Origin of the sequence: Rubrimonas sp. (assembly GCF_036788415.1) — a bacterium.
In the GTDB taxonomy this organism is placed as follows: Bacteria; Pseudomonadota; Alphaproteobacteria; order Rhodobacterales; family Rhodobacteraceae; genus Rubrimonas.
On sequence record NZ_DAIQNN010000209.1, the window covers coordinates 1 to 2,685 of the forward strand.

At 69.0% G+C, this 2,685-nt stretch carries 2 protein-coding genes; both read left to right on the top strand.

Going from position 1 to position 2,685, the window contains the following annotated elements; genetic code table 11:
- Nucleotides 1-375: 375 nt before the first annotated feature.
- On the top strand, nucleotides 376-558 hold the full coding sequence (locus V7Q31_RS18610) for a hypothetical protein (protein WP_333835331.1): 183 nt from the start codon (nucleotides 376-378) through the stop codon (nucleotides 556-558).
- Nucleotides 539-2,599: a recombinase family protein gene (locus V7Q31_RS18615; protein WP_333835332.1), complete on the top strand. Its 2,061-nt coding sequence runs from the start codon at nucleotides 539-541 to the stop codon at nucleotides 2,597-2,599. The genes V7Q31_RS18610 and V7Q31_RS18615 overlap by 20 nt, the downstream gene beginning before the upstream one ends.
- The last annotated feature ends 86 nt before the right edge of the window (nucleotides 2,600-2,685 follow it).

The window sequence follows — 2,685 nt, forward strand, 5'->3', positions numbered from 1 at the left end:
TTCGACGAGGGCGTGGCCGACGGCGCACAGGAGATGCGTTTTTCCGGCTCCTGACGTGCCCGTCCCATACTACCCACTTTCGGCCGTTCGGAGTGACGATCCGCTATCCGTTTCACCCGCGTTTCGGCGAGGCGGTGACAGTTGTTCGCCGTCACCGTTTCCGCGAGGTGCGGATGCTGGTGATTTGCCAGGCGGACGGGACGCTGACCCAAGTGCCCGAGTGGATGGTCGGCGCGTCGGCGTCCGCGATGTCGCTTTGCGAGCGCCCGAAGCTTGCGCTTTCTGCGTTGCGCGATCTGCGGCTCGCGCTGAGCGCGCTCCTATCCTCGCATCCAGGCGGAGCGGTGGGAGCGCGGGATGGGACGGGAGCGATGGATGGGCCAAGGCGATCTGTTCGCCTTGGCGGGGCTGGCCCGGCGGTTGCCCGAGGCGGCGCAGGACGAGGTTCGACCGCTGATCGCTGCGCTGCTGCTGGAGGCGCTGGCGGCGCGGATACCGCAGGTCGGAGCGCTGGAGACGACGGGGCGGGAGGCGGACGATGAGCAAGATCGCGTCTGACCATCTGGCCCGTCAGGCTTTCGTCTATGTGCGGCAATCGACGCAGGATCAGGTCCAGCACAACCATGAGAGCCGGCGTCGGCAGTACGGTCTGGCGGACCGGGCGCGCCGGCTCGGTTGGGCGGAGCCCGAAGTGATCGACGACGACCTGGGCCGATCCGGCGGCGGCGTGGCCCGGCCGGGCTTCGAGCGGCTGCTGGTGGCGATCTGCGAAGGCCGGGTCGGCATCGTGCTGGCCGTGGAGGCGTCGCGGCTGGCGCGCAACGGGCGGGACTGGCACACGCTGCTGGAGTTTTGCGGTCTGGTTGGCTGCCTGCTCGCCGACGAGGACGGGCTCTACGACCCGCGGCTGCCCAACGACCGGCTGCTGCTCGGGATGAAGGGCACGATGAGCGAGATGGAGCTGTCGATCCTGCGGCAGCGCTCGCTGGAGGCGCTGCGCCAGAAGGCGCGGCGGGGCGAGCTCTTCCTCACCGTCGCCGTGGGCTACGTGAAGGTCCGGCATGACCGGATCGCGCTCGACCCCGACCAGCGGGTTCGCGCCGCGCTGAAGCTGGCGTTCGACAGGTTCGCCGAGTTCCAGAGCATCCGGCAGGTTCATCTGTGGCTGAGGCAGGAGGGCGTGCTGATGCCCGCCGTCGAGACGGGGCCGGACGGGAGACGGATCGTCTGGAAGCCGCCGGTCTACAAGACGATCCACAACCTGATGACCAACCCGATCTACGGCGGCGCCTACGCCTTTGGCCGGACCGCAAGCCGGGTGACGGTCGAGCAGGGCCGCAAACGGGTCAGCCGCGGTCACCGCCGCGACCGCGAGGACTGGGACGTGTTGATCGTGGATCATCACGAGGGCTACGTTTCCTGGGCCGAGTTCGAAAGGAACCAGCGGCTGATCGCCGACAACGCCAACTCCCTCGGCCTGATGGCGCGCGGCGCAGTGCGTCGCGGCGACGCCCTGCTGGCGGGCTTGCTTCGCTGCGGCCATTGCGGGCGACGCCTGCACGTCTACTACAGCGGCAAGGATGGCTTCTGCGTCCGCTATGGCTGTCGCGGCGCGGCGATCAATCACGGGACCGGGCCCTGCATCTCGTTCGGCGGTCTGCGGGTCGACGCCGGGGTGGCGGCCGAGACGCTGCGGCTGCTGTCTCCGCTCGGGATCGCCGCGGCGCTCGAGGCGGTCGAGCGACGCGACGAGGATGCGGCGGCGCTGCGTCGGCAGGCGGAGCTGGCGCTAACACAGGCGCGCTACGAGGCCGACCTCGCCCGGCGGCAGTACGACGCCGTCGACCCGGCGAACCGTCTCGTCGCCGCGGAGCTCGAGCGTCGCTGGAACGACTGCCTCGCCGCGGCGCGCCGTCTCGAGGACAGCCTCGCCGAGCGGATGGAATCCAGCGCCGCGACGCTCTCGCAGACCGAGAGGGGCGATCTGCTGACGCTTGGCGCCGACCTGCCGCGGGCATGGGATCACCCCGGCGTCACCGCCGAAGCGCGCAAGCGCATTCTGCGCGCAGTGATCGAGGAGATCGTCGTCACCCTGGCCGAGGGCAGGATCGATCTCGTGATCCACTGGAAGGGCGGCGATCACACCCGCCTCTGCACGCCGCGCAACCGGACAGGTCAACATCGCTGGAGTAGCGACGCCGAGACCGGGGACATGATCCGGGCGCTGGCCCGTCAACAACCTGATGGTGGCATCGCAGCGACGCTGAATCGTCTCGGCCGTCGCACCGGCCGTGACAATCCATGGACCGAGGCGCGTGTCAGGAGCTTTCGCAGCACGCATGGCGTGCCCGTCCACAAAAACGGCGAGATGGCCGAGCGCGGCGAACTCACGCTTGAGCAGGCCGCGCGTCGGCTTGGCGTCAGCACGATGTCGGTACTGCGCATGATCAGTTCGGGTCTCGTCGCGGCTGCGCAGGTCTGCAAGGGAGCACCCTGGGCGATCCCAGAAGGGCAGATCGCCGCCCTCGAGGGCCAGCCCATGGCCGCGAGACGACCGCGAACACAGAACCCGGATCAAGGATCGCTGGATTTCCAGTGACGTAGACAGGTGTGCATCATGAAACCTGATCGGAGTTGCCGATGGCGATGAGATTGCCGCCGGTCTCGATCCAGTCGCCGGCGGCG

Excerpts from the sequence above, each read along its gene's own strand:
- V7Q31_RS18610 (WP_333835331.1), top strand. The coding sequence starts at position 376 with ATGGGCCAAGGCGATCTGTTCGCCTTGGCGGGGCTGGCCCGGCGGTTG.
- V7Q31_RS18615 (WP_333835332.1), top strand. The coding sequence starts at position 539 with ATGAGCAAGATCGCGTCTGACCATCTGGCCCGTCAGGCTTTCGTCTAT.